The following is a 24,268-nucleotide window of genomic DNA, read 5'->3' as shown; positions in this document are numbered from 1 at the left end:
AAAGCCCCACTGGGGCTTTCATTGTTCCGCTTCGCTCCACAAACGCGAATTTAGCAATTTCTAATTTTTTTGACGTTTCGGTTCATTAAATGCCTGCCAAAGTGTTTATATAAAAATGCTTTTATCGCAGACATTTCTTGATGGTGTGCTTTTAGCAAGTCATCAGGCGAATCATAGACTCCAAAATCTTGATTAATTCCTTCACTCTGAATATATGTATTATTTCTATCAAAATCTATAATTAGATTTTTGAAGTCTTTTACGGCTACACCATAACCACAAAATGCACCTTTACAATCACTATTTTTTTCCTGTAATTTTTGTAAATACTTTTTATCAAGAATAAACGCCTCTAACTCATACCATCTATCCTCAAAGTAAACTTCAACCCAACTATGAAATACATTTTGTGGTGCATTTCTATAGACAATCCCTGTCATTGCTCCCTTTTGTAATTTTTTATCAATGGTGAATCCATGTACCCTGCAAGGAATATTGCATGCCCTTAGTATTGCCATAAACAATGTTCCTTTTGTATTACATTGTCCATAACCATCTGCCAAAACCTTTGATGCAGGAACATTATCATCAATATTATATCCAAACAATATTTCATCCCTAACAAAATCATAAATCGATTTTAAGCGTTCAAATTCATTTATATTTTTCCATCGTCTTTCCCGAATTAACTGCTGTATGTTTGCGTTGGAATAATTTAACATTTTTGTTTCTTTTAAATATTTGTCCATAAAGCACCTTCACAAATTCCGATTTGCTGAACTAAGCCGAGTATACCACGCCTTGTTAAGAATATCAAAAGGCAGGATATCGCCCTCATGGTGATACCCTGCCTTTGCTTGTCCCAGTTCTCGTCCTGTACCGTCCACCACAAAACGGCAGTCATCCCGGTAGACATTCCTACGCATTGGGAACCGCGCACTAAGCAACAGCAACGGGTTGCGTTTGCTGATTTTTCTTCAGCCCCTTGGCAGGGCTTTGAAAAATCCGAACGCTGCCCCAACAACTCCTCCCTGTTTCAGCCGCAGGCTGCGGTCGTCGTCGTTGCACTGGGGTGTTTGTTGCCCCGCCTGCGGCGTGGCCGTGCTGTTCGAGTCCTGTACCGCCACCACGAAAAAAGTCCCCAGACCTTTTGGTCTGGGGACTCGTGGTGGACGGTACAGGACTCGAACCTGTGACCTCCTGCACGTCAAGCAGATGCTCTACCAGCTGAGCTAACCGTCCATAAGTCATATCGACTTGAATAGTTTACCACAGCCTGTGCAAAAAAGCAATACTTTTCTGTGATTTTTTATTTTTCCACCTTCAGCGACCTGCGGACGATATCATACAGCACCGGCTTCATGGCCTCGATGTCATCGGGCTTGCCTTCCAGCACGCTGGAATAGCACACCGACATGCACATGCTGCCCAGTGCCGTGATGCGCTGGTAGATCTCCCGCTCGGTGCGGCCGGCCATTTCCGGGCTGGTCAGCACCGCGTTCAGCAGCTTGCGCATCAGCGGCTCGGCTTCGCGGCTGGCCTCGATCTGGTCCAGCCCCGGCCATATGAAGTTGTGCTCCAGAAACTTGAGCACCAGCGTATCCTTCCGCAGCGCTTCGATGATGTGGTCGATCACCGCCACCATCTTGTCCGGGAAGTTTTCAAGCTCTGTCTGCTTTTCCACCGCTTCGCACGCATCGCTCAGCAGCTGGTAGCTCACCCGGCCCAGCAGCGCCTGCATCACCGCACCTTTATCCTGAAAATACAGATAAAAGGTGCCCTTGGCCACCTTGGCCCGGCTGGTGATGTCCTCCACGCTGGTTTTTGCGGCACCTCGCTCCAGAAACAGATCATAGGCTGCCTCCAGCAGCGCCCGGCGCTTCTCCTGCTTTTTGCCCTCCACGGTACCCATAGTCCCTGACGATTCCTCTTTTCCTCTTGTTTTCTCTCGCTCGTTCGTGCTGTATCAATATTTTAGCAGTCCGGGCAGGATAGCGCAAGGGCCAATTCTTATACAATTTCAGGCAGTTGATAAGAAAACTGACCTCTGGTCATTTTTTGTTCTTGACACCCGGTCCGGCATGATTATAATAGATTTTGCTTAGAAATGACCGAAAGTCATTTTACTAAGATTCTTTAACCAAACCACTTTCTATGGAGGGTTCTCATGAAAAAGATCGCACAGGGCATCGTGCGGTTGCGCAAGCTGATCTTAACAGTAGCATTCCTGCTGTTGATCCCTTCCGCGATCGGCGCGATCGCCACCCGCATCAACTATGACATCCTCACCTACCTGCCGCAGGATCTGGATTCCATGATCGGCGAGGTAGCCCTTGAGGACGATTTCCATCTGGCCTCCACCGGTATGATCACGGTAGAGGGCCTGCCCACAAACGAGCTCATCGCCATGAAGAAGGATATCGAAGCCGTTCCCGGCGTCACCCAGACCTTCTGGCTCAGCGATGTGATCGACCCCAGCATCCCCACCGAGATGCTGCCCGCCGATGTGCAGCAGTTCATGTTCGGCAAGAACGATTCCACCATGCTGATCGTTCGCTTTGACGCTCCCAGCGCCAGCGACGAGACCATGGAAGCCGTCGCTCAGATCGAAAAGCTGCTGCGCAAGGACTGCTTCTTCGGCGGTATGAGCGTCATCCTGCAGGACACCAAGGCACTGGTCAATCAGGAAATGCCCATGTACATCCTGATCGCCGTGGGTGCCAGCCTGCTGGTGCTGTTCCTTTCGCTGGAAAGCACCATCACCCCGCTGCTGTTCATGCTGGGCCTTTTGTTCCCCATTGCGTACAACTTCGGCACCAACATCTTTCTGGGCCAGATCAGCTACATCACCGAAGCACTGGCCACCGTGCTGCAGCTGGGCGTCACGATGGACTTCTCCATCTTCCTGCTGCACCGCTATCAGGAAGAGAAGGAGCTGCGCTCTTCCAACGAGGAGGCCATGACCAGCGCCATCTGCAAGACCATGACCTCCATTTCCGCTTCCAGCCTGACCACCATTGCAGGCTTCCTTGCACTGTGTGCCATGCGCCTGACGCTGGGCCGCGATATCGGCCTTGTCATGGCAAAGGGCGTTGCCCTCGGCGTCATCTGCACCGTGGTCATCCTGCCCTCCCTGATCCTTACCTTTGATAAATGGGTGGAAAAGTACAAGCACCGCACCGTGATCCCCAAGCTGAAAAAGCTCAGCTACTTTGTTTCCAACCACTCGGTGCCCATCGTGGTCGTCTTTATCCTCGTCCTCATCCCCTTTGCCATCGCGCAGAACAAGACCGAGGTGTACTACACCCTGTTTGACTCCCTGCCGCAGGACCTGACCGGCATCGTGGGCACCAACAAGCTGGGCGAGGACTTCGGCATGACCACCAGCCACTTTATTCTGGTGCATGACGACCTGACCGCCACCGAGGTGAGCGACCTGTGCGATGAACTCAAGGACGTGGACGGCATTACGCAGGTGGTGAGTCTGGATTCCATCACCGGCCCGGGCTTCCAGACCGAGCTGCTGCCCGACAGCATCATGGAGATCCTGCAGTCCGGCGGCTACAAGCTGATTTTGGCCAACAGCTCCTATAAGACCGGCACGGATGCCATCAACAACCAGCTGGACGAGATGATCGGCCTGATCAAGAACGTAGACCCTGAGGGCGTCATCACCGGCGAGGGTGCCATGACCAAGGACCTGATCGAAGTGGCAGATGTGGACTTCAAGAACGTCAACGTCTGGTCCATCATGGCCGTTCTGGTCATCATCGCCGTTTCCTTCAAGAGCATTTCCATCCCGGCGCTGCTGGTGGCCAGCATTGAAGCCGCCATCGCCATCAACATGGGCATCCCGTACTTCACCGGTACGCAGCTGCCCTTCATTGCCAGCATCGTCATCGGCACCATCCAGCTGGGTGCTACCGTGGACTACTCCATCCTGATGACCACCCGTTACCACGAGGAGCGCGCCTTTGGCCGCACCCCGAAGGAAGCCGCCCAGCAGTCGCTGGAGCACTGCAGCCAGTCCATCCTGACCAGCGGCCTGACCTTCTTTGCCGCCACCGTCGGTGTGGCTGCCATCAGTAAGATGGAGCTGCTGAAGAGCATCTGCCTGCTGATCTCCCGCGGCGCACTGATCAGCATGGTGGTCATTCTGGTGATGCTGCCCGCAGCCCTGATGCTGTGCGACTGGATCATCCGCCACACCACCCTCAAGTGGATGATACCCGAATCCGCCAACGCCAAGAAGTCTGAAAAGGAGTAATTGCGTTATGAAAAAATCGCTTCGTTTCGCCAGTGCGGCGCTGGCTCTGACACTCGCCGCAGGCTGCGCCATGCCTGCATTTGCAGCTGGTAAGAGCAGCTTTTCCAAATCTGAGACCGTCTATGCCGTGATGAACGGCGACGGCTCCATCAAGAACACTACCGTCAGCGAGCACCTGTACAGTGCCTCCGGCCTGTCCGGCGTCACCGACAAGACCACCCTGACCGACATCCAGAACACCGAGAGCGATGCCGAGTTCACCCAGAACGGCGAAGAGCTGGTCTGGAACACCGAGGACACCGATGTTTACTACAAGGGCAATACCGACAAGGCCCTGCCCATCGATGTGAAGGTGACCTACGCTCTGGACGGGCAGGAAGCTGCGCTGGAAGACCTCATCGGCAAGAGCGGCCATCTGACCGTGACCGTTGCCCTGAAGAACAATGAGACCGGCACCGTGAACGTGAACGGCAAGGACCGCACCATCGTCACCCCGCTGATCACCGCTGTGGGCGTTATTCTGGGCGGGGATGCTTCCAACGTGACCGCAGAACACGGCATGGTCGAGAGCGCCGCCAAGAGCAGCGTTGCCGCCTTTGTCACCCTGCCGGGCGTGAAGGATTCCCTGTCCGGCCTGCTGCCCGATGAGGTGGACAGCATCGAAGACTATCTGCAGGATACCGTTACCGTTGAGGCAGATGTCACTGAGCTGACCTGCCCGCAGGTCATGGTGGCCTGCGCCACCAGCACGGCCGCTCTGGGCACGAGCAACGTGTTCGACCTGAGCAGCATCAACGACCTGACCGACGGCATCAACCAGCTGAACGACGCCATGAGCCAGCTCATGGACGGCGCTTCCCAGCTGGTGGACGGTACCTCTCAGCTGGCAAACGGTGTTCTGGCCCTGCTGGACGGTGCCAACACCCTGAACAACGGCGCTGCCGCTCTGGACGACGGCCTTGGCCAGCTGACCAACGGTCTGGACACCCTGAGTGCCAACAATGCAGCACTGAACGCCGGTGCCCAGCAGGTGGCGGACGGTGTGCTGGCTTCTGCCAACAAGACCCTGAAGGAAGGCGGCCTGATCGACGAGGACATGACATGGTCGAACTACGAGGCTGTGATCGACAACATCCTCACCATGAACGATAAGACCCTCGCTGCCGGACGCCGCAAGATCGTGCGCACCGTGTGGGAGCAGGCTCCCAGCTTCAAGGACAGCCAGCTGGATCTGGCCCTGTACCTGTCCGCGACCAAGACGAACCACGATCTGGAAGCAGCCCTCAAGCTGATGCAGAACTACGACCCCTCCATGCTGTGCGGTCTGGTACAGCTGCTGACCAGCGAGGATGCCAAGAACGCCGCCAAGGCTGAGCTGAAGTATCAGGTGGAGAACAGTCAGGATATGGCCGATGTCCGCGCCCTGAAGACCAGCCTTTCTCAGATCCAGTTCTTTGTTTCCAGCGTGAACCAGTACACCGCAGGCGTGCAGACCGCTGCGGACGGTGCCCACTCCGCAAAGGATGGCAGCGCACAGCTGGCTGCAGGCACCAAGACCCTGTATGACGGCGTGAACACCCTGAACACCGGTGCAGGTCAGTTGAATGACGGCGCAGGCCGGCTGAACGACGGTCTGAACCAGTTCAACGAGGAAGGCATCTCCAAGCTGACCGGCGCGCTGGATCAGGATCAGCTCCATGGCCTGAAGACCGTGCTGGACGAGATGACCGACCGTCTGAACGACTACACCAGCTTTGCCGGTGCACCGGATGATGCCGAGAGCAGCGTCAAGTTCGTCTATAAGACCGCCGAGACGGCTGCCTCTGTGGATGTTGCGGCAGCCGAGACCGAGACCGTGAAGGAAGGCAACATCTTCACCCGTCTGTGGCAGCGCATCGTGAACCTGTTCAAGTTCTGATAAGCCATTTCCGAGAACTCATGATGAACCTCTTTTCATAGAGAAGCAGAAGCCCCCGGCTGCAATTCGCAGCCGGGGGCTTCTGCTTTGCGACCATTTTATGTCAGCTTCTTCCTTCCACACAGCTGCTCCGGCAGAGAGCCTGCGCAGGCAGATGCCGTTTTCCTTTCCGGCCCCTTTCGTGAAAAAGCAAATCAGCCAGGCCTGCGGGCCTGGCTGATCTGCAATATCAAAAAATTTCCGCTGATATATTCGGGTTGCGGCTCCCTGCAGCTGCCTCGTGCCTTGGACGGCACTCGCATCTTGCAGGCCGCGGCCCCAACAGCTCCTTCCTGTTTCTGCCGCTGGCAGCGGTCGTCGCTGTTGCAGAGCGAACGCGGCGGCCATTTTAAATCGTTTAATTGATCAGGTTCACGAACACCGGGCAGAGCACGGCGGTCAGCACACCGGCCACGGCAATGGAAAGGCCGCTCATGGCACCTTCCACCTCGCCCATCTGCAGGGCCTTGCTGGTGCCCACGGCGTGGGCTGCAGTGCCGATGCCCACGCCCTTGGCAATGGGGTCGGTGATATGGAACAGCTTGCACACGGTCTCGGCCAGCAGGGCACCCACGATGCCGGTGACGATCACGATGGCACCGGTCAGCGCCGCAATACCGCCCAGCTCTGCGGCCACATCCATGCTGATGGCGGTGGTCACGGACTTGGGCAGCAGGGTGGCATACTGCTCCCGGGTCAGGTCCAGCGCCAGTGCCAGCGCCAGCGCGCTGCCAAGGCTCACCAGCGTGCCCACCGAAATGCCCGCAATGATGGCGGCGGCATTCTCTTTCAGCAGGTCGATCTTCTCATACAGCGGGATGGCCAGCGCCACTGTGGCGGGCAGCAGCAGGTAATTCACCGGTGCTGCGCTGATCTTATAGTCCGCATACGGGATCTTACACACCGAAAGAAACACGATGACAAAAATGCTGCCCAGCAGCAGCGGGTTGAAGATGGCCTTGCCGGTCAGCTTATTGATGAGGGCGCCCAGCGCAAAAGCGGCCAGTGTGAGCAGCACGCCCCATGCGGCAGAGCCGGACAGAAAATCATTCAGCAGCTGCGTCATTGTCGGCCTCCTTGTTTTTGCGGCCGCTCAGGGCCTGCGTGGTCTTGCCTGCGCTTACCATCACCAGCACCGTCACCGGGATGATGGCAATGAGGATGGGCAGCAGCATTTCGCCCATTTCTGCCCACAGCTCCATCACACCGGCGGCAGCGGGCACGAACAGCAGCGGGAAGATGCCGGTCAGGTAGGTGCCCACCTCTTTTACGTCCTCCAGCTTGATCAGCCGGAAGTTCAAAGCCAGCAGCAAAAGCACCAGCCCGTACACGCTGGCCGGCACCGGCAGGGGCAGCACACAGTGAAGGATCTCACCTAAAAAGCAAAACGCAAGAATGCGTGCAAACTGAAAAATGTATTTCGTAGCAAAACGCTCCTTCCTCGGGTAAAAGTGTAAAAAGTCACATCGAATGTAAAGTATACCGCAGGAGCTCCAAACCATCAACCGTGATTCTGGATAAGAAAAACTGCACATTTTTCCCAGAACTGTGCAAAAAAAGGCGCACCGCAGAAACGGTGCGCCGATGGCGGAGCTTTCTCAGATCACATAGTCATTCCCGGCCTGATCGGGCAGGGCCAGATCGGCCAGAGTGATATTGCCGAAGTAGTTGGAGATCAGGTCGTTCAGGCCCTTCCACATTTCATAGGTGCGGCAGTTGGCCATGCGGGAGCAGGAGGCCGCACCGGGGGTCAGGCAGGACACCGGGGCCAGACTTCCTTCGGTCAGCATCAGGATCTCGCCTACGGTGTACTGGTCCGGGCTGCGGGTCAGGCGGTAGCCGCCGCCCTTGCCGCGCAGGCCCTCCAAAAAGCCGTTCTGCACCAGCACCTTGAGGATGTTTTCCAGATACTTCTCCGAGATCTCCTGACGGGCGGCGACTTCTTTGAGGGGAACATATTTTTCGGACTGATGTTCGGCAAGGTCGATCATCACGCGCAGTGCATAGCGCCCTTTGGTGGACACGATCATAATACGGTACTTCCTTTGCTGGTTATAAATTGAATTTTAACCTATTATACAACAGGGTAAATAATATTTCAATCCCACTTTTTTCAAAAAATCCATTGACAAGCGACCCAAGGGAGACTATAATACCATCAAACCCACAAACAATGTTGGTATAAAGGATTTAAAACCGGGTCATCCGGCAGGGCACATGTGCCCGTAACTGTATCAGGGAGGAAACTACAATGAGCAAGATTTATACTGCCGCAGATCAGCTGATCGGTCATACTCCGCTGCTGGAGCTGACCCACATCGAAAAGGAGCAGCAGCTGCCTGCCCATATCATTGCCAAGCTGGAATACTTCAATCCGGCCGGTTCCGTCAAGGACCGCATCGCCAAAAAGATGATCGATGATGCCGAGGAAAAGGGCCTGCTGAAGGAAGGCTCCGTCATCATCGAGCCCACCTCCGGCAACACCGGCATCGGTCTGGCGGCTGTAGCTGCAGCCAAGGGCTACCGCATCATCATCGTGATGCCCGAGACCATGAGCGTGGAGCGCCGCCAGCTGATGAAGGCCTATGGCGCAGAACTGGTGCTCAGCGAAGGCGCAAAGGGTATGAAGGGCGCCATTGCCAAGGCAGATGAGCTGGCAAAGGAGATCCCCGATTCCTTCATCCCCGGCCAGTTCGTGAACCCGGCCAATCCGCAGGCACACATCGAGACCACCGGCCCCGAGATCTGGGAGGATACCGATGGCAAGGTGGATATCTTTGTGGCCGGCGTCGGCACCGGCGGCACCGTCACCGGCGTGGGCCAGTACCTGAAGAGCAAGAACCCGGACGTCAAGGTGGTTGCCGTGGAGCCTGCCTCTTCTCCCGTGCTGAGCAAGGGCGTTGCAGGTGCGCACAAGATCCAGGGCATCGGCGCAGGCTTTGTGCCGGACGTGCTGGACACCAAGGTGTATGACGAGGTCATCGCGGTGGAGAACGATGACGCCTTTGCCACCGGACGTCTGATCGGCCACAAGGAAGGCGTTCTGGTGGGCATCTCCTCCGGTGCCGCCGTATATGCTGCGCTGCAGCTGGCAAAGCGCCCGGAGAATGCCGGTAAGAACATCGTGGTCCTGCTGCCCGATACCGGCGACCGTTATCTTTCCACTCCGCTGTTTGCAGAGTGATGCTCCGGGACCGTCCCGGTCCTGCGCGGACGAGATGAAAGGGACGACTGCAAAACAGTCCCGATAAAAAAGAGATAGGCTTCCCCGGAAGGGGCCGCCTATCTCTTTTTTTGTTGTAAGCTGAGGCCGCGTTGGTTTCAACGGCCCCGGACTGCGTTATAAGCCGGAGACATTATGCCAGCAGCGACATGATGTTTGCGGTGATCAGGCCGCCTGCCGTGCCGATAACGTAACCCATCAGAGCCATCAGAACGCCAACGGGCACCAGAGCGCCGCTGTAGGCACCGGCCAGAATGGGAGCAGATGCGGAACCGCCGATGTTTGCCAGAGATGCCACGCCGCAGGTGAACATATCCAGATGGAAGATCTTTGCCAGCAGCACCAGAACGATGCCGTGGATGGCAAGGATCATAAAGCCTGCCAGGATCCATGCGGGTGCATCGGTCAGCTCCAGGAAGCTTGCGCGGGAGGCAAGCAGAGCCACCACAGAGTACAGCAGCAGGTTGGACAGCTCGGTGCTGCCTGCCATGCGGCCCACGGGGGTGACAGCGCCGATCAGGCCGGACAGCGTGATGAGCAGGACGGTCCAGGTGGCCTTGTCCAGGAAGGGCATTGCGCTGTTCAGGGTTGCGCCGATGTCCTGACCGAAGGCGGAGATCACCAGAGCCAGACCCAGCAGGAAGATCAGGTTGACAAAGCTGGCCTTGTCCTCGTTGGCCTTTGCGTCCTCTTCCAGACGGCGGGACACTTCGTCCAGCGTGGTGGTGTCGGCCTTGACCCACTTGTTGAACTTGGGAGCCAGATTGATGGCCCACAGCAGGAACATGACCCAGATGGAGTAGTCGATGGAGTCCACCACCAGTGCGTAGGCCATGTCACCTTCGCCGATGTCCAGCGCAGCCTGCACGGCGATCATGTTGCCGGAGCCGCCCATCCAGCTGCCGCACAGAGCGCCCAGTGCCTTCCATGCTTCGGAGCCAAGGGGCCCCTTCATGATGGCGAAGGTGGCAATGAAGGCCACCGAGATGGAGACGGAAGCGGCAAAGAAGCCGCCCAGCATCTTGGGACCCAGCTTGATGATCTTGCGGATGTCGCAGCGCAGCAGCATCAGGAAGATCATTGCATACAGCAGGTTGTTCTTGAGGGCAGAGTAGGCGGGTTTGGTGGCAGCCATATCCCAGACATTCAACGTGCAGAGGATCATGGTGATGAGATACAGCAGAACGATGGGAGGTGCGTAGTCGAAGAACTTCGATTTGGTATAGCGCTGGAGCCATACCAGCATTGCGGCAATGAAGATCAGCACCGCAATATAGGTGAAGCCATTGGTGATCATAATTCCGGACCCCTTTCCTTTTTTACGATTTTTTCACGGACAATTGTCTTTACAACATCGACAACTTCGTATACAATGTTACCATAGATCATAGAATCTGGCAATATTTTTTTATTCGAAAGGGGTAGGTTTTGTATGAAAATTACGGAAGTACGTCTCGGATTGATCTCCGTGCCGCTGCGTGTGCCCTTCAAAACGGCGCTGCGCTCGGTCAGCAGCGTGGAGGATGTCATCGTGGAGATCCACACCGACACCGGCGCGGTGGGTTACGGTGAAGCACCTCCTACCGGTGTGATCACCGGCGACACCACGGGTGCCATCATCGGTGCCATCCGCGACCACATCGCAAAGACCATCATTGGCCGCGATGTGGACGACTTTGAGGACCTGATGATCGCCCTGAATGCCTGCATCCAGAAGAACACCAGTGCCAAGGCCGCCGTGGATATGGCCCTGTGGGACCTGTACGGCCAGCTGTACAAGATCCCCGTGTACAAGCTGATGGGCGGCGCAAAGAAGTCCATCGTCACGGACATCACCATCAGCGTCAACGACCCCGAGGAGATGGTGCGGGACGCGCAGAACGCCATCCAGCGCGGCTATGACTGCCTGAAGGTCAAGGTGGGCAAGGAACCGGAAAAGGATATCGCCCGCCTGAGCGCCATCCGTGCCGCCGTGCCCAAGGAGACCTGCATCCGCATCGACGCCAATCAGGGCTGGACCCCGAAAGAGGCCGTGCGCATCCTGAACGGGATGCAGGAGCGGGGACTGGATCTGGAGTTCGTGGAGCAGCCGGTCAAGGCCCACGATTTTGACGGCCTGAAGTACGTCACCGAGCGCTCCTATGTGCCGGTGCTGGCAGACGAGAGCGTGTTCTCCCCGCAGGACGCACTGACCATTATGCAGATGGGAGCCGCAGACCTTGTGAACATCAAACTGATGAAGTGCGGCGGCCTGTACAACGCCCTCAAGATCGCATCTGCCGCCGAGGTGTACGGTGTGGAGTGCATGATCGGCTGCATGCTGGAAGCCAAGATCAGCGTGAATGCCGCCGTGCATCTGGCCTGCGCAAAGCAGATCATCACCCGCGTGGATCTGGACGGCCCCGTGCTGTGCAGCGAGGACCCCATCCTCGGCGGTGCCGTGTTCAACGAAAAGGAGATCACGGTTTCCAACGAGCCGGGCCTCGGCATCAAGGGCATCGAGCCGGGCAAGATCAAGTATTTGGACTGACCCTCTCAGCTTCACTTCGTTCAGCAGCTCCCCCGAAAGGGGGAGCTTTTTGCATCTTTACAGTCAGCACAAAGAAAGCTCCCCCTTTCGGGGGAGCTGGCACAGCGCAAGCTGTGACTGAGAGGGTTTTATGCTTTGTAAGCCAGAATAGCCTTCAGGTACTCCCACACGCGGGCCACCGATGCAATATCGGCGCGCTCATTGGGGGTGTGGACATGCAGCAGGTTCGGGCCAAAGGAGATGCAGTCCAGCCCGTCGATCTTGCCCGAGAGGATACCGCATTCCAGACCTGCATGAATGGCAACGATCTGGGGCTTTGCACCGTATTGTGCCTCGTACATAGCAACGCAGCGGTCGCGCAGGGCACTTTCGCGGGCGTAGGTCCAAGCGGGATAGTCGCCGTGGAACCGCACGGTGCCGCCCAGCAGCTCGGTCAGGGTCTGCAGCTTGCAGCTCAGCAGCTCCTTCGCCGAGGGCACCGAGCTGCGCAGGGAGAAGCGCAGGATGGCTTCGCTGTCGTCCAGTTCGGCAACGCCGAGGTTCAGCGAGGTCTCCACAAGGCCCGGCACATCCATGCTCATGGCCTGCACGCCCCATGGCATCAGGAGCAGGGCCTTGCGCAGCCGCTGGACAGAAGCACCGTCCAGTGCCTGATACCCGCCGCAGCCCTGTTCGGTGAGCTGCAGACAGATCTCCGGGTCGGCCGTGCCGTATTCGGCCTTCATCTGAGCGGCAAACTGGGCAGAGGCCGCACGGACGCCCTCCGTGATGCCGGTGGGCAGCACCAGTGTGACGCTGCTTTCCTTGGGGATGACGTTCTCCTTTGCACCGCCGGAAAGGGCCAGCACCGTGTAGTCCACGCCGTTTTCGGTCAGCAGGGTCAGCCAGCGGCCCAGCAGGGCGATGGCGTTGGCGCGGCCTTTGTGGATCTCGGTGCCGGAGTGCCCGCCCACAAGGCCGGTCACGTCTGCCTTTACGGCGGTGCCGGTCACAGCTGCACGGGTGACGGGCAGATGGCATTCAACGCGGCGTCCGCCTGCACAGCCTGCGGTCAGCACCCCCTCTTCCTCTGAGTCGATGTTGATGAGCAGGCGGCCTTCCAGATCGGAAAGCTCCATGGCAGATGCACCCAGCAGGCCCACCTCCTCGCAGACGGTCAGCACGACCTCCAGCGCAGGGTGGGGGATGTCCTTTGCGTCCAGCACAGCCAGTGCGTAGGCCACGGCAATGCCGTCGTCGCCGCCCAGCGTAGTGCCCTCGGCGCGGACATAATCGCCGTCCACCACCAGCTGGATGGCATCCTTTTCCAGATCCAGCGGGCAGGCAGCGGTCTTGTCGCCCACCATGTCCAGATGGCCCTGCAGGATCAGGGCAGGCTGGTTCTCGTAGCCCGGCGTGGCCGGTGCTTTGATGAGCACATTGCCCATTTCGTCCTGACGGCAGGCAAGGCCGTGCGCCTTTGCAAACTGCACGCAGTAGTCGCTCAGTGCCTTTTCGTGATGAGAGGTGTGCGGGATGCTGCAGATCTCTTCAAAATAATGAAAAACCGATGCCGGTTCCAGTTTGGTTAATACGCCCATAATGACCCACTCCTTATAATATAGTGAAAAAACTTCCTTTTTGTATTCTAGCAGATTCCGGGGCCGGACACAATCACTAAATTCTGAGTCGTAACATGTGCCCTCAAAACCGGGGATGCTCCTGCGGCTTGCGCGGGGTACTCTTTTTTTGCCGCCTCACTTTACTTTCATAAGAAAATGTGCCATAATGGAGCCAGTATTTTTTGGTTCAAAAACTGCGCCCTGTACCGGGAAAGCAGGGCCGGAATCCAACAAGAAGAGGGGTATCCTTTATGAGCAAGACCATCATTCCTGCAAACTACACGCCTGCGCTGAACCTGTACGACACCCAGCGCGCCATCGGCACGGTCAAGCGCCTGTTTGCCGACACTCTGTGCGCCACGCTGAACCTGTACCGCGTGTCCGCTCCGCTGTTTCTGGAAGCGTCCACCGGCCTGAACGACGACCTGAACGGTGTGGAGCGCAAGGTCACCTTTGATATCAAGGACAGCGGCATTGAGGCACAGGTGGTGCAGTCGCTGGCAAAGTGGAAGCGCAAAGCTCTGAAGGACTACGACTTCCATGTGGGCAAGGGCCTGTACTGCGATATGAACGCCATCCGCCGGGATGAAGAGCTGGACAACCTGCACTCCGTCTATGTGGATCAGTGGGACTGGGAAAAGGCGATCCGTCTGGAGGACCGCAACGAAGCATACCTGAAGAGCGTGGTGCGCTCCATCGTGTCTGCCGTCTGCGCCACCGAAATGAACCTGCACGCCATGTTCCCCCAGCTGCAGGAGCTGCCGCTGCACAGCCCCAACGTCACCTTCATCACCACCCAGGAGCTGGAGGACAAGTATCCCGACCTGACCCCGAAGGAGCGCGAGAACGCCTTTGTGAAGGAGAACGGCACCACCTTCCTGATGAAAATCGGCGCTCCGCTCAAGAGCGGCAAGCCCCATGACGGCCGTGCCCCCGACTATGACGACTGGGATCTGAACGGCGACCTGCTGTTCTGGAACGACCCGCTGCAGTGCAGCTACGAGCTGAGCAGCATGGGCATCCGCGTCAGCCCCGAGAGCATGGACAGGCAGCTGACCATGGCCGGCTGCGATGACCGCCGTGCTCTGCCCTTCCACAAGGCCGTGCTGAACGGTGAGCTGCCCTACTCCATCGGCGGCGGCATCGGCCAGAGCCGTCTGTGCATGCTGCTGCTGGGCAGCGCCCACATCGGCGAGGTGCAGGCCAGCGTCTGGGACGCTGCCACCCGTGAAGCCTGCGCCAAGGCGGGCATTCCGCTGCTGTAAGCGTTCCGTCCACAGGACTGCCTGCTGAAAAAGATCGTATAAGACCCGGGACCTTTCAGGGCCGAAATGGCTCGAAAAGATCCCGGGTCTTTTTGCTTTGTATACGATTTCACTTCCCGGCAGACGCTCAATAGGACGTGAGTCCGAGACTGACATCCAGAGCCTGATCCACCCGTTTCTGGTCTTCCGGTGTGATCTGCCCGGCCCGCTCCCGCAGGCGGTGCTTATCAAGCGTGCGGATCTGTTCCAGCAGCACCACGCTGTCCTTGGCAAGGCCGGTGTCCGCCGCCCGGATGTTGATGTGGGTAGGCAGGCGGGCTTTGCCCAGCCGGGATGTAATGGCCGCTGCAATGACGGTGGGGCTGTGCCGGTTGCCGATCTCGTTCTGCACGATCAGCACCGGCCGCACGCCGCCCTGCTCGGACCCCACCACCGGCGAAAGATCCGCGTAAAAAACTTCTCCTCTGTGTACCTCCATGGAATCTCCCTCCCTGCATTTGGAGGATGCGCCCCGCTATGTGATGCGTCCGGCGCATCGTTCGTCTGCTCTCAGTATGAGCAGGAAGCACGGGGGATATTCCATTGTATGCACAGAAGCGGCTCAGGTTTCCGTTTCCAGTGTACAGAATGCCAGCGCCATGCCGCCTTCGTGGCTCAGGGAGAGCCGGGCGGTCAGGCTGCGGGCCTGCACCCATTCTGCCGTCCTTCCGCTGAAGCGATAGGCCGGTGCGCCGTTTTCCTGCCGGATGGCTTCGATCTCACAAAGCGAAAAGGGCTCCCGCAGGCCGGTGCCTGCTGCCTTTAAAAAGGCTTCCTTGGCGGCAAAGTTGGCAGCAGCACTGGCCAGCCGGTGGGCTGCGCTGCGCCCGGCGGGGAGGGGAGCGTCCAGCCCGAGAGCGGCACGCTCGGCCTCGCCGTAGACCCGGCGGACAAAGGCCGCAGCATGTGCGCCGGTAAGGCTTTTTTCCAGATGTGCCAGCTCGCACAGGTCGCAGCCGATGCCATACAGCATAAAAAGGCCTCCTTCTGCCGCATTTGCGGCGCTGCAGGTCGTCAGCCTGCAAAATCTGAACCGGAAATTTTATGCAAACTGTGCAAATCCGGTCCGTTTATCTTGAAGTTTCCCCGCAATTCGTGTACAATGAACGTAGTTCTTCCTAAGGGGGTGTATTCCGTGAGTGGCGAGACTGCTATTTTTTCGATCCACGACAAAAAGGACTATGAGATCCATGAGATCGTGCAGCAGGTGTACGATGCTTTAAAGGAAAAAGGCTATAATCCGGTCAATCAGCTGGTGGGCTATATCCTGTCCGAAGACCCCACCTACATCACGACCTACAAGAATGCCCGTGCCCTGATCCGTAAGGTGGATCGGGACGATCTGCTGCAGGCCATGCTGCGCAGCTATCTGAACGTCTGATACCCCTTATCTGCTCAGGCCCCGCTGTCTTTCAGATGGCGGGGCTTTTTCATAATAGAATGCAGATGCTGTTTACCGTCACAGCCCCTCCGGTGAAGATGGCCAGAGTGAAACGGAGGCCATGCCGATCGTTACGGCCGGAATGGCAGCGTAAAGATCTGGTTCACCACCACCTCATACTCCCACGGTTCCCGGGCCTTGCGCAGCTGCTTTTCCAGCTTTTCGGAGCCTTCAAATTTGTGGATCAGGTAGAACCAGTGCCCTTTCATCCGGCTGACGGCACACCCGGCACTGCCGAACAGCTCGGTGTAGCCGTGGTAAAGGTCATCGAGATAGCCCCGCAGCTCTTCCCGTGCGGCCGGCGTACCGCCGCGCGCCACCCGGAACAGGGCAGGGTCCGCAATGATACCGCGCCCAACCATGATGCCGGACAGCTGCGGGTACTGTTCTTCCAGCATGTGCAGGTCGGCGGCAGTGGTCACATCGCCGTTGTAGCACACCGGCATCCGGCACCCGGGCAGGGCGGCAGCAAAGGCTGCACGGTCGGCCTGTCCGCGGTACTGCTGACGCATCACGCGCGGGTGGATGGTCAGCTCACAGATGGGATACTGGTTATAAATGTCCAGAATGGCGGCAAACTCCTCCGGCTTGTCCACACCCAGCCGGGTCTTGACCGAGATGGGCCCCTCCGCATTGGCAAACACGGCAGCAAGGAAGGCATCCAGCTTTGCAAGGTCCCGCAGCATCCCGGAACCCTTGCCCTTGGCCGTTACCGTGCCGGCTGGACAGCCGAGGTTCAGATTCACCTCGGTGTAGCCCAGTTTGCGCAGTTCGCCGATCATCCATGCGGCCAGCTCCCCGTCCTTTGCCAGCAGCTGCGGGATCACCGGTGCGCCGGGGTTGGCTGCGGGGGCCAGTTCGGCCATCTTCTTTTTGATCAGTACCCGGTTCTCCGGCGGGGAGAGAAACGGGGCATAATAGCGGTCGGCGGCACCGGCGGGGCCGAACCATTTCTGGTGCGCCTGCCGCCACACCCGGTCGGTCAGGCCCTCCATGGGGGCAGCGTAGTAGTTCATGAGCAGATCTCCAAAATGTTTGATAGGGCTATTGTAGCATAAATGAAATAGGGCGGCAATGGGGGAGCAGTATCTGCTTCCGGTGCAGAGCCTGCCGCCGTAAAAAAACAGGACCCCGGAACAGCAAGGTGCTTTTCAGCCCTGCGGTCCTGGGGTCCGTCTTATGAGCTTTTGCAGTGCAGAAGCTCTTTTTTGTTTTACAGCGATCAGCCGCCCAGATAGGCGCTGCGCACGCGCTCGTTGGTCAGCAGCTCGGCACCGGTGCCATCCATGACCACACGGCCCGTCTCAAGGACGTAGGCGCGGTCTGCCACGGAAAGAGCCATCTGCGCGTTCTGCTCCACCAGCAGGATGGTCATGCCTTCCTTGTGCACGTTCTGGATGATGTCGAAGATCTCCTGCACCAGCAGCGGCGAAAGGCCCATGGAGGGCTCGTCCAGCATCAGCATGGAGGCGTTGCTCATCAGGGCGCGGCCCATAGCCAGCATCTGCTGTTCGCCGCCGGACATGGTGCCCGCCAGCTGCTTGCGGCGCTCCTTCAGGCGGGGAAACAGCTCAAACACCTTTTCCTTGTTGGGGGCAATGGTGGAGTTGGGCTGGGTGTAGGCACCCATATCCAGATTTTCTTCCACGGTCATGTGCAGGAACACATGGCGGCCTTCCGGCACGTGGGCAAGGCCCGCTTCCACGATCTTGTGGGCGCGCATGCCCTTGATGCTGCTGCCCTTGTACAGGATATCGCCGGTCTTGGGCTTCAGCAGGCCGGAAATGGTCTTCAGGGTGGTGGATTTGCCGGCACCGTTGGCACCGATCAGGGTGACGATCTCGCCCTGATTCACCTCGAAGGAGATGTCCTTGACGGCGTGGATGTTGCCGTAGTAAACGTTGATGTTATCGACCTTCAGTAATGTATCAGCCATGTGTCAGCCCTCCTTCTTGCCCAGATAGGCCTCAATGACCTGCGGGTTGTTGCGGATCTCATCCGGTGTGCCCTTGGCGATGATGCGGCCGAAGTTCAGTACGGCGATGCCCTCGCAGATGCCCATGACCAGACTCATGTCATGCTCGATCAGCAGCACGGCGATGTTGAACTCGTCGCGGATGCGGCGGATGGTCTCGGTCAGCTCCGCGGTCTCGGAGGGGTTCATACCGGCAGCAGGCTCGTCCAGCAGCAGCAGCTTCGGGCTGGTGGCCAGTGCACGCATGATCTCCAGACGGCGCTGTGCGCCGTAGGGCAGGCTGCCGGCCTGAACATTGGCAAGGTCTGTCATGTGGAAGATATCCAGCAGCTCCAGAGCACGTTCGGTGCACTTCTTCTCTTCCTTCCAGTAGTTGGGCAGGCGGATCAGAGAGGAGGCCAGATTGTACTTCATGGATTCATGCAGGCCCACCTTGATGTTGTCGATGACGCTCAGTTCCTTGAACAGGCGGATATTCTGGAAGGTGCGGGCCACGCCCATGCGGTTGACCTGATAGGTCTTTTTGCCGGCGGTGGGCATGCCATCGATCAGGATGGAGCCGCGGGTGGGCTGGTAGACGTTGGTCAGCAGGTTGAACACGGTGGTCTTGCCGGCACCGTTGGGGCCGATCAGACCGGTGATCTCGTTGCGGCCGATCATCAGGTTGAAGCCGTCCACGGCGGTCAGACCGCCGAAGTCGATGCCCAGCTCACGCACGTCCAGAATGGGCTTTTTGTCCATGTCGCGGTCGGTCAGGAAGCCGCCGGAGGGCACACTGTGTAACTTGGTCTGGAACTCACTCATGGTCTGCACCCTCCTTTGCTTTTTTGCGGAACAGCTCGCCGTTCATGATCTTTTCCACGATGCGGCTCATGGAGAAGTCATAGCTGCCAAGCAGTCCGCCCGGGCGGAAGATCATCATCAGGATCAGCACCAGCGAGTAGACCACCATGCGGTAGCTCTCAAAGCTGCGGGTAGCCTCGGGCAGGATGGTCAGCACGGTCGCGGACAGGATGGAGCCCAGCATGGAGCCCATGCCGCCCAGAACCACCATGACCAGAATCTCGATGGACTTCATAAAGCCGAAGGTGGAGGGGTCCAGAACGCCCAGATAGCAGGCGTACAGACCGCCGGCCAGACCGGCGAAGGCAGCCGAGAAGGCAAAGGCCATGACCTTATAATAAGTAGTCTGGATGCCGCAGCTCTCGGCTGCGATCTCGTTGTCGCGGATGGCCAGCACGGCGCGGCCATGACGGCTCTTCATCATGGCGTGGATGGCAAAGCAGGTGATGACCACGCACAGGAACACGTTCCAGTAGTTGGAATATTTGGGAATGTTCTTCAGGCCCTTGGCACCGTAGAACAGCTTGAAGCCCAGCACATCATCGATGTTGTTCAGGGTGATGCGGATGATCTCGCCAAAGCCCAGCGTCAGGATGGCCAGATAGTCACCGGTCAGGCGCAGGGCGGGAATGCCGATCAGCACGCCGAACAGCGCAGCCACGATGCAGGCCAGAACCAGACCCACGACAAAAGCAACGCCGGAGGGCAGATTGCTGTACTTGGTGAACAAAGCGCAGGTGTAGGCACCCACAGCCATGAAACCGGCGTGGCCCAGCGGCAGCTGGCCCAGATAACCGGTGGCGATGTTCAGCGAGACAGCCAGAATGATGTTGATGCCCACGGTGAGCAGCACCTTGTTCTGGTAGGTGGACAGCACGTTCTGGGTGAGGAAGGACAGGCCCACAAACAGCAGAGCCACCAGCACGGCGTTCATCAGGTAGCGCACGGGCATTTTGAGCGTTTTGCGTTTGGTATTCATCTTCATGCCCTCCTTACACCTTTTCCTGAACCTTGCGGCCAAGGAAGCCGGTGGGCTTGACCAGCAGCACAATGATCAGGATCGCAAATGTGACGGCATCCTTCCATGCGGAAAGGCCGATGGCGGAAACAAAGCACTCGCACAGGCCGATGGCAATGCCGCCGATCATGGCACCGGGAATGGAGCCGATGCCGCCCAGAACGGCTGCAACGAAGGCCTTCAGGCCCAGCATGGAGCCCATGGTGGGAGTTGCCTGCGGGTAAGAGCAGCAGTACAGCACCGAGCCGATGCCGGCCAGAGCGGAACCCACCGCAAAGGTAAAGGAAATGGTGCTGTTGACATTGATGCCCATCAGGCGGGCAGCGTCCATATCCTCAGAGACGGCGCGCATGGCCTTGCCGAGCTTGGTCTTCTGCACCAGAAAGGTCAGCACCAGCATGGACAGCACCGTGACCAGCAGGGTGATGATGGAGGTGAGGCCCAGCGGCACAGAGCCGATGCGGAAGGTCTGGTTGGTGTAGTAGGCCGGAATGACCTTTGCACCGGAACCCAGGATCAGCTCAGCCGTGTACTCCAGGAAGAAGGACACGCCGATGGCAGTGATCAGCAGGGAGATACGGGGCGCGTTGCGCAGCGGGGTGTAGGCGATCTTTTCGATCACGACACCCAGCAGCGTGCAGGTGATGATGGTGGCGCACACAGCGGTGACCGGGCCAAGGCCCAGCTGGTTCATCACGAACCAGGACATGTATGCACCAACCATGATGACATCGCCATGGGCAAAGTTCAGCAGCAGGATGATGCCGTACACCATGCTGTAACCCAGTGCGATCAGTGCATAGATGCTGCCAAGGGACAGGCCGTTGATCAGCTGGCTAAAAAACACTGTCATGGACTGATACTTCCTTTCTTTGCGGCGGAGGACCCGCCTTTTGGGATACACTTTTTTACCAAAAAAGCGGAGACAGCCGAGCAAAACCTGTTCCGGCGGTCTCCGCAATGGGTCATTTATTTCTGAGTGCTGCCTTCATGCCGCACACCGGCGCGCAGGATCAAAGCAGATCAGAACATTTCCTTCAGAACGGGGGTTGCACCGTCGAAGCACAGGATAGCGGTCTGCTTGACGGGGTTGTGGTGCTCATCAAAGGTGAAGGTGCCGGTGATGCCATCGATGGTGCCGCCTGCGATGGCGTCGATGACGGCCTGCTTGTAGTCGTCATCGCCAGCAGCCAGACCGGCATCCTCAGCAGCCTGAATGCCGTAGACAACGGTCATGGCAGCATCGTAGCCCAGAGGAGCGAAGCCGTTGGGGTACTCCTCGCCGTACTCGGTCTTGTATGCGTTCTCAAAGTCGGGGTTGGAGCCCTTTGCGTAGTTTGCGCAGAAGTAGGCGTCCTTCAGCTGGTCGGCCGTTGCGTAGCCTTCCAGACCATCCCAGCCGTCGCCGCCCAGGAAGGGAACTGCCAGACCGACGCTCTCAGCCTGAGCCAGGATCTGACCGACTTCCTGATAGTAGTTGGGGCAGAACACCACTTCGGGAGCCTTGCCCAGAATGGTGGTCAGCTGGGTCTTGTAGTCCACATCGCCCTCGGAGTAGGTCTCCTGATCGACGATGGTGCCGCCCAGGCTCTCGAACTCGTTGACGAAGTTCTCTGCCAGACCCTCGTTGTAGTCAGCGCCCTTCTGGAAGATGACAGCGGCCTTGGTGTAGCCCAGCTTCTGGTAAGCGTAGTCAGCCATCTTGATGCCCTGGAACGGGTCGGTGAAGGTTGCGCGGAACACATTCTCGTTCACGGTGTCGGTCTCGGCATCGTAGGTGACAGCCTCGGCGGTAGCGGAAGCGGTGACCATGGGCATGTTGTAGTCTGCGCTCTCGGCAGCAACTGCCAGAGTCGGGGTGGTGGTAACGTCGCCCACCAGTGCGGTGATGCCCTGATCGCACATCTTGGTGAAGCAGGTGACAGCCTGTGTTGCATCGCCCTGCTCATCCATGGTGACGATCTCCAGCTGCTTGCCGTTGATGCCGCCCTTTTCGTTGACCTGCTTCAGGTACAGGGTAGCACCGTTGATGACAGCCAGACCGTAAACGGAAACATCGCCGGTCATGGGGCCCAGAACACCGACCTTGATGGTGTCGCCGGAAGCGGCAGCATCAGCACCGGTGGAAGCAGCAGCGGAAGCAGCAGTGCTGCTGGAAGAACCGCCGCAGGCGGTCAGAACGCCGGCTGCAGCAACAACGCCAGCAGCGGCCAGAAAATTACGACGAGAAATCATCTTTTTCATAGTGAATTTCCTCCTTGGGAACATTCGTGATTCAATTATAAAAACGGAAGCAAGGCCCCTTCCCTCAAAGCGACCTTGCTTCGTTATCAATATTATAGACCCACCGCCGCAAATGCGCAATTCACAAACCGTCCATACTTTTGGCTTCCGTTTGTGGACTTTGTTGACAAAATAGCTAAAACCACACAGATGTTTTTGTGCACTATTTCAAGTTGTTCATTTCATTTGTGCGTCAGGTGAATCCAATTCACAAATTGCAAAAGGGTTACAGGATCTCCATTTCGGCGTCTGCGGCAAACACAGCCTCTGCACGCGCCCCGGCAGCTTCGCCCGCTGCTTCCGCTTTGGCCGGAGACTCTGCAAGGACCTTGCGGATGGCGGTAAAGTAGAACACCAGCGACAGACCGGTGCCGATGCACCAGCCCACAGGCCATGCCATCCAGATGCCGGTGGAGCCCAGCGCGGTGCTGCTGAGCACGATGGCAATGCCAACGCGCAGGATCAGATCGGAGAAGGTGGCGATCATAAAGCGCACCATCATGCCGCAGCCGCGCAGGATGCCGTCGGTGACCAGCTTGACTGACACCACGAGGTAGAAGGGAGACAGGATGCGCAAAAACAGCATACCGGTGTCGATGGCCGGGCCCTGCGGGTCATTCATGAACAGCAGCAGCAGGAAGCGGCCGAAGAAGAAGTACAGGAGCACGATGGGCACGCAGATGATCCACACCAGATTGCGGCCTGCACCAAAGCCCTCGTGCACACGGTCCATCTTGCCGGCACCCATGTTCTGGGAGGTGTAGTTGGAAATGCCGTTGCCCAGAGTGGTGAAGGAGGTGATGACCATATTGTTCAGCTTGACCGCTGCGGAGTAACCGGCGATGACGCTGGCACCAAAGGTATTGATGACGCTCTGCAGGATGATGTTGCCCACCGAGACGAAGCTCTGCTGCAGAATGCTGGGGATGGCGACCATGGCCACCTTGCCCAGCATGTTCCAGGAGAAGAGCACCACCTTGTGGGTGGACTTGAAGGCACCGATGCGGCGGAACACCACCACCATAGCCAGCACGCAGCTCACGCCCTGGCACAGGAAGGTGGCCCATGCCACACCGGCTACGCCCATTTTGAAACCGGCCACGAACAGGATGTCCACGCCGATGTTGGACAGGGACGAGACTGCCAGAAAGTAGAAGGGTGTTTTGCTGTCGCCCAGAGCGGAGAAGATGCCGGTGGCGATGTTGTAGAAGAACATGAAGGGCAGGCCCAGCACGTAGATATCCAGATACAGCGAAGAATCTGCAAGGATCTCCTCCGGGGTGTTGATGAGCTCCAGCAGGCCGTGGCAGCCCACCAGACCGATCAGCATCAGCACCGCACACAGCACCGCAGAGCCGATCAGCGAGGTGTAGACCGAGGTCTTCATTTCGTCGTAATCCTTGGCGCCAAAATAGCGGGACACGATGACCGAGCAGCCGATGTTGCAGCCAAAAGCAAATGCAATGAAGATCAGGGTGATCTCATAGCTGTTGCCCACAGCAGCCAATGCGTTTTCGCCGATGAACTTGCCGGCAACAAGGCTGTCGGCAATGTTGTACAGCTGCTGGAAAATGATGCTGCCGAACATGGGCAGGCAGAACTGCCACAAAACCTGTGACGGCTTGCCTACCGTCAGATCCTTATTCATATGTAGATCCTCCTCTATCCTGTAAAAAACATGATCCGAACCAAAACAGAGTATAGAATGACCCTGCCAAAAAGTAAAGAGAAATTTTGGCATATCTGCCATACGAAATTTACATGGTTAGTACAACGCATCCCTGCTTTGCAAAAGGGGCAGACTATCCATACGCTTTTTCTCCCCT

Annotated in this window: 22 protein-coding genes and 1 tRNA gene; 6 read left to right on the top strand and 17 right to left on the bottom strand. The window is 57.7% G+C overall.

Features of this window, described 5'->3' with window-relative positions:
• Positions 1 to 50: 50 nt before the first annotated feature.
• The 3 genes from ACNSPV_RS04225 to ACNSPV_RS04215 all read right to left on the bottom strand — a co-directional run bounded on the left by ACNSPV_RS04225 (position 51) and on the right by ACNSPV_RS04215 (position 1,912).
• Positions 51 to 749 (bottom strand): transglutaminase family protein, encoded by a 699-nt coding sequence (locus ACNSPV_RS04225; RefSeq protein ID WP_348584503.1) that lies wholly within the window; start codon positions 747 to 749, stop codon positions 51 to 53.
• A gap of 417 nt (positions 750 to 1,166) precedes the next feature.
• Positions 1,167 to 1,242 (bottom strand) — tRNA-Val (locus ACNSPV_RS04220).
• A 67-nt stretch (positions 1,243 to 1,309) separates the two neighbouring features.
• Positions 1,310 to 1,912, bottom strand: coding sequence for a TetR/AcrR family transcriptional regulator (locus ACNSPV_RS04215; RefSeq protein ID WP_348584504.1), 603 nt, complete (start codon positions 1,910 to 1,912; stop codon positions 1,310 to 1,312).
• Between the two features lie 255 nt (positions 1,913 to 2,167).
• Here ACNSPV_RS04215 and ACNSPV_RS04210 point away from each other — a divergent pair, with 255 nt between their 5' ends.
• Positions 2,168 to 4,267 carry an efflux RND transporter permease subunit gene (locus ACNSPV_RS04210; RefSeq protein ID WP_348584505.1) on the top strand — a complete coding sequence of 700 codons (2,100 nt, stop codon included), beginning with the start codon at positions 2,168 to 2,170 and terminating at the stop codon, positions 4,265 to 4,267.
• Positions 4,268 to 4,274: 7 nt separating this feature from the next.
• Positions 4,275 to 6,185 carry a hypothetical protein gene (locus ACNSPV_RS04205; RefSeq protein WP_339395439.1) on the top strand — a complete coding sequence of 637 codons (1,911 nt, stop codon included), beginning with the start codon at positions 4,275 to 4,277 and terminating at the stop codon, positions 6,183 to 6,185.
• Positions 6,186 to 6,582: 397 nt separating this feature from the next.
• On the opposite strand, the gene ACNSPV_RS04200 is transcribed toward ACNSPV_RS04205, so the two are convergent.
• From ACNSPV_RS04200 to ACNSPV_RS04190, 3 genes are all read right to left on the bottom strand, one after another.
• A complete protein-coding gene (locus ACNSPV_RS04200; RefSeq protein ID WP_249237956.1) occupies positions 6,583 to 7,290 on the bottom strand; it encodes an LrgB family protein in 708 nt (235 codons plus the stop codon).
• Entirely contained in the window at positions 7,271 to 7,582 is a 312-nt protein-coding gene (locus tag ACNSPV_RS04195) for a CidA/LrgA family protein (RefSeq protein ID WP_418265425.1), read from the bottom strand. The genes ACNSPV_RS04200 and ACNSPV_RS04195 overlap by 20 nt, the downstream gene beginning before the upstream one ends.
• Positions 7,583 to 7,822: 240 nt before the next feature.
• Positions 7,823 to 8,254 carry an RrF2 family transcriptional regulator gene (locus tag ACNSPV_RS04190; RefSeq protein ID WP_249237959.1) on the bottom strand — a complete coding sequence of 144 codons (432 nt, stop codon included), beginning with the start codon at positions 8,252 to 8,254 and terminating at the stop codon, positions 7,823 to 7,825.
• A 221-nt stretch (positions 8,255 to 8,475) separates the two neighbouring features.
• Here ACNSPV_RS04190 and cysK point away from each other — a divergent pair, with 221 nt between their 5' ends.
• Positions 8,476 to 9,408 (top strand): cysteine synthase A, encoded by a 933-nt coding sequence (gene cysK / locus ACNSPV_RS04185; RefSeq protein ID WP_339395441.1) that lies wholly within the window; start codon positions 8,476 to 8,478, stop codon positions 9,406 to 9,408.
• Between the two features lie 172 nt (positions 9,409 to 9,580).
• Here cysK and ACNSPV_RS04180 read toward each other — a convergent pair whose 3' ends face one another.
• Positions 9,581 to 10,744, bottom strand: a complete 1,164-nt coding sequence (locus ACNSPV_RS04180; protein ID WP_339395442.1) for a DUF819 domain-containing protein — start codon at positions 10,742 to 10,744, stop codon at positions 9,581 to 9,583.
• Between the two features lie 135 nt (positions 10,745 to 10,879).
• On the opposite strand from ACNSPV_RS04180, the gene ACNSPV_RS04175 reads away from it, so the two are divergent.
• Positions 10,880 to 11,977, top strand: a complete 1,098-nt coding sequence (locus tag ACNSPV_RS04175; RefSeq protein ID WP_249237961.1) for a dipeptide epimerase — start codon at positions 10,880 to 10,882, stop codon at positions 11,975 to 11,977.
• 128 nt (positions 11,978 to 12,105) lie between these two features.
• On the opposite strand, the gene ACNSPV_RS04170 is transcribed toward ACNSPV_RS04175, so the two are convergent.
• Positions 12,106 to 13,557, bottom strand: coding sequence for an aminoacyl-histidine dipeptidase (locus ACNSPV_RS04170; protein WP_348584507.1), 1,452 nt, complete (start codon positions 13,555 to 13,557; stop codon positions 12,106 to 12,108).
• 272 nt (positions 13,558 to 13,829) lie between these two features.
• On the opposite strand from ACNSPV_RS04170, the gene asnA reads away from it, so the two are divergent.
• On the top strand, positions 13,830 to 14,843 hold the full coding sequence (asnA, locus tag ACNSPV_RS04165) for an aspartate--ammonia ligase (RefSeq protein ID WP_249237963.1): 1,014 nt from the start codon (positions 13,830 to 13,832) through the stop codon (positions 14,841 to 14,843).
• Between the two features lie 127 nt (positions 14,844 to 14,970).
• Here the strand turns inward: asnA and ACNSPV_RS04160 are convergent, their stop codons facing one another.
• Both ACNSPV_RS04160 and ACNSPV_RS04155 read right to left on the bottom strand, forming a co-directional pair.
• Complete coding sequence (locus ACNSPV_RS04160; protein ID WP_348584508.1) at positions 14,971 to 15,321, bottom strand: type II toxin-antitoxin system PemK/MazF family toxin; 351 nt, start codon at positions 15,319 to 15,321, stop codon at positions 14,971 to 14,973.
• A 123-nt stretch (positions 15,322 to 15,444) separates the two neighbouring features.
• A complete protein-coding gene (locus ACNSPV_RS04155; RefSeq protein ID WP_249237964.1) occupies positions 15,445 to 15,855 on the bottom strand; it encodes a holo-ACP synthase in 411 nt (136 codons plus the stop codon).
• A gap of 162 nt (positions 15,856 to 16,017) precedes the next feature.
• On the opposite strand from ACNSPV_RS04155, the gene ACNSPV_RS04150 reads away from it, so the two are divergent.
• On the top strand, positions 16,018 to 16,263 hold the full coding sequence (locus ACNSPV_RS04150; RefSeq protein WP_249237965.1) for an IreB family regulatory phosphoprotein: 246 nt from the start codon (positions 16,018 to 16,020) through the stop codon (positions 16,261 to 16,263).
• 131 nt (positions 16,264 to 16,394) lie between these two features.
• Here ACNSPV_RS04150 and ACNSPV_RS04145 read toward each other — a convergent pair whose 3' ends face one another.
• The 7 genes from ACNSPV_RS04145 to ACNSPV_RS04115 form a co-directional block, all read right to left on the bottom strand.
• Positions 16,395 to 17,339 carry a tRNA-dihydrouridine synthase family protein gene (locus tag ACNSPV_RS04145; protein WP_348584510.1) on the bottom strand — a complete coding sequence of 315 codons (945 nt, stop codon included), beginning with the start codon at positions 17,337 to 17,339 and terminating at the stop codon, positions 16,395 to 16,397.
• A gap of 206 nt (positions 17,340 to 17,545) precedes the next feature.
• Positions 17,546 to 18,259, bottom strand: coding sequence for an ABC transporter ATP-binding protein (locus ACNSPV_RS04140; protein WP_249237967.1), 714 nt, complete (start codon positions 18,257 to 18,259; stop codon positions 17,546 to 17,548).
• 3 nt (positions 18,260 to 18,262) lie between these two features.
• On the bottom strand, positions 18,263 to 19,102 hold the full coding sequence (locus tag ACNSPV_RS04135) for an ABC transporter ATP-binding protein (RefSeq protein ID WP_348584511.1): 840 nt from the start codon (positions 19,100 to 19,102) through the stop codon (positions 18,263 to 18,265).
• Complete coding sequence (locus tag ACNSPV_RS04130; protein WP_249237968.1) at positions 19,095 to 20,120, bottom strand: branched-chain amino acid ABC transporter permease; 1,026 nt, start codon at positions 20,118 to 20,120, stop codon at positions 19,095 to 19,097. The genes ACNSPV_RS04135 and ACNSPV_RS04130 overlap by 8 nt, the downstream gene beginning before the upstream one ends.
• Positions 20,121 to 20,133: 13 nt before the next feature.
• Positions 20,134 to 21,012, bottom strand: coding sequence for a branched-chain amino acid ABC transporter permease (locus tag ACNSPV_RS04125; protein WP_339395448.1), 879 nt, complete (start codon positions 21,010 to 21,012; stop codon positions 20,134 to 20,136).
• A 170-nt stretch (positions 21,013 to 21,182) separates the two neighbouring features.
• Positions 21,183 to 22,403 carry an ABC transporter substrate-binding protein gene (locus ACNSPV_RS04120; RefSeq protein ID WP_348584513.1) on the bottom strand — a complete coding sequence of 407 codons (1,221 nt, stop codon included), beginning with the start codon at positions 22,401 to 22,403 and terminating at the stop codon, positions 21,183 to 21,185.
• A gap of 265 nt (positions 22,404 to 22,668) precedes the next feature.
• Positions 22,669 to 24,090 (bottom strand): MATE family efflux transporter, encoded by a 1,422-nt coding sequence (locus ACNSPV_RS04115; protein WP_348584515.1) that lies wholly within the window; start codon positions 24,088 to 24,090, stop codon positions 22,669 to 22,671.
• Positions 24,091 to 24,268 lie beyond the last annotated feature (178 nt).

Source organism: Faecalibacterium sp. 3 (assembly GCF_048323735.1).
GTDB lineage: Bacteria > Bacillota > Clostridia > Oscillospirales > Ruminococcaceae > Faecalibacterium > Faecalibacterium wellingii.
Note: the sequence above shows the minus strand (reverse complement) of the source record. Positions and strands in the feature narration are given on the sequence as shown.

Excerpts from the sequence above, each read along its gene's own strand:
- ACNSPV_RS04225 (WP_348584503.1), bottom strand. The coding sequence starts at position 749 with ATGGACAAATATTTAAAAGAAACAAAAATGTTAAATTATTCCAACGCA.
- ACNSPV_RS04215 (WP_348584504.1), bottom strand. The coding sequence starts at position 1,912 with ATGGGTACCGTGGAGGGCAAAAAGCAGGAGAAGCGCCGGGCGCTGCTG.
- ACNSPV_RS04210 (WP_348584505.1), top strand. The coding sequence starts at position 2,168 with ATGAAAAAGATCGCACAGGGCATCGTGCGGTTGCGCAAGCTGATCTTA.
- ACNSPV_RS04205 (WP_339395439.1), top strand. The coding sequence starts at position 4,275 with ATGAAAAAATCGCTTCGTTTCGCCAGTGCGGCGCTGGCTCTGACACTC.
- ACNSPV_RS04200 (WP_249237956.1), bottom strand. The coding sequence starts at position 7,290 with ATGACGCAGCTGCTGAATGATTTTCTGTCCGGCTCTGCCGCATGGGGC.
- ACNSPV_RS04190 (WP_249237959.1), bottom strand. The coding sequence starts at position 8,254 with ATGATCGTGTCCACCAAAGGGCGCTATGCACTGCGCGTGATGATCGAC.
- cysK (WP_339395441.1), top strand. The coding sequence starts at position 8,476 with ATGAGCAAGATTTATACTGCCGCAGATCAGCTGATCGGTCATACTCCG.
- ACNSPV_RS04180 (WP_339395442.1), bottom strand. The coding sequence starts at position 10,744 with ATGATCACCAATGGCTTCACCTATATTGCGGTGCTGATCTTCATTGCC.
- ACNSPV_RS04175 (WP_249237961.1), top strand. The coding sequence starts at position 10,880 with ATGAAAATTACGGAAGTACGTCTCGGATTGATCTCCGTGCCGCTGCGT.
- ACNSPV_RS04170 (WP_348584507.1), bottom strand. The coding sequence starts at position 13,557 with ATGGGCGTATTAACCAAACTGGAACCGGCATCGGTTTTTCATTATTTT.
- asnA (WP_249237963.1), top strand. The coding sequence starts at position 13,830 with ATGAGCAAGACCATCATTCCTGCAAACTACACGCCTGCGCTGAACCTG.
- ACNSPV_RS04160 (WP_348584508.1), bottom strand. The coding sequence starts at position 15,321 with ATGGAGGTACACAGAGGAGAAGTTTTTTACGCGGATCTTTCGCCGGTG.
- ACNSPV_RS04155 (WP_249237964.1), bottom strand. The coding sequence starts at position 15,855 with ATGCTGTATGGCATCGGCTGCGACCTGTGCGAGCTGGCACATCTGGAA.
- ACNSPV_RS04145 (WP_348584510.1), bottom strand. The coding sequence starts at position 17,339 with ATGAACTACTACGCTGCCCCCATGGAGGGCCTGACCGACCGGGTGTGG.
- ACNSPV_RS04140 (WP_249237967.1), bottom strand. The coding sequence starts at position 18,259 with ATGGCTGATACATTACTGAAGGTCGATAACATCAACGTTTACTACGGC.
- ACNSPV_RS04135 (WP_348584511.1), bottom strand. The coding sequence starts at position 19,102 with ATGAGTGAGTTCCAGACCAAGTTACACAGTGTGCCCTCCGGCGGCTTC.
- ACNSPV_RS04130 (WP_249237968.1), bottom strand. The coding sequence starts at position 20,120 with ATGAATACCAAACGCAAAACGCTCAAAATGCCCGTGCGCTACCTGATG.
- ACNSPV_RS04125 (WP_339395448.1), bottom strand. The coding sequence starts at position 21,012 with ATGACAGTGTTTTTTAGCCAGCTGATCAACGGCCTGTCCCTTGGCAGC.
- ACNSPV_RS04120 (WP_348584513.1), bottom strand. The coding sequence starts at position 22,403 with ATGAAAAAGATGATTTCTCGTCGTAATTTTCTGGCCGCTGCTGGCGTT.
- ACNSPV_RS04115 (WP_348584515.1), bottom strand. The coding sequence starts at position 24,090 with ATGAATAAGGATCTGACGGTAGGCAAGCCGTCACAGGTTTTGTGGCAG.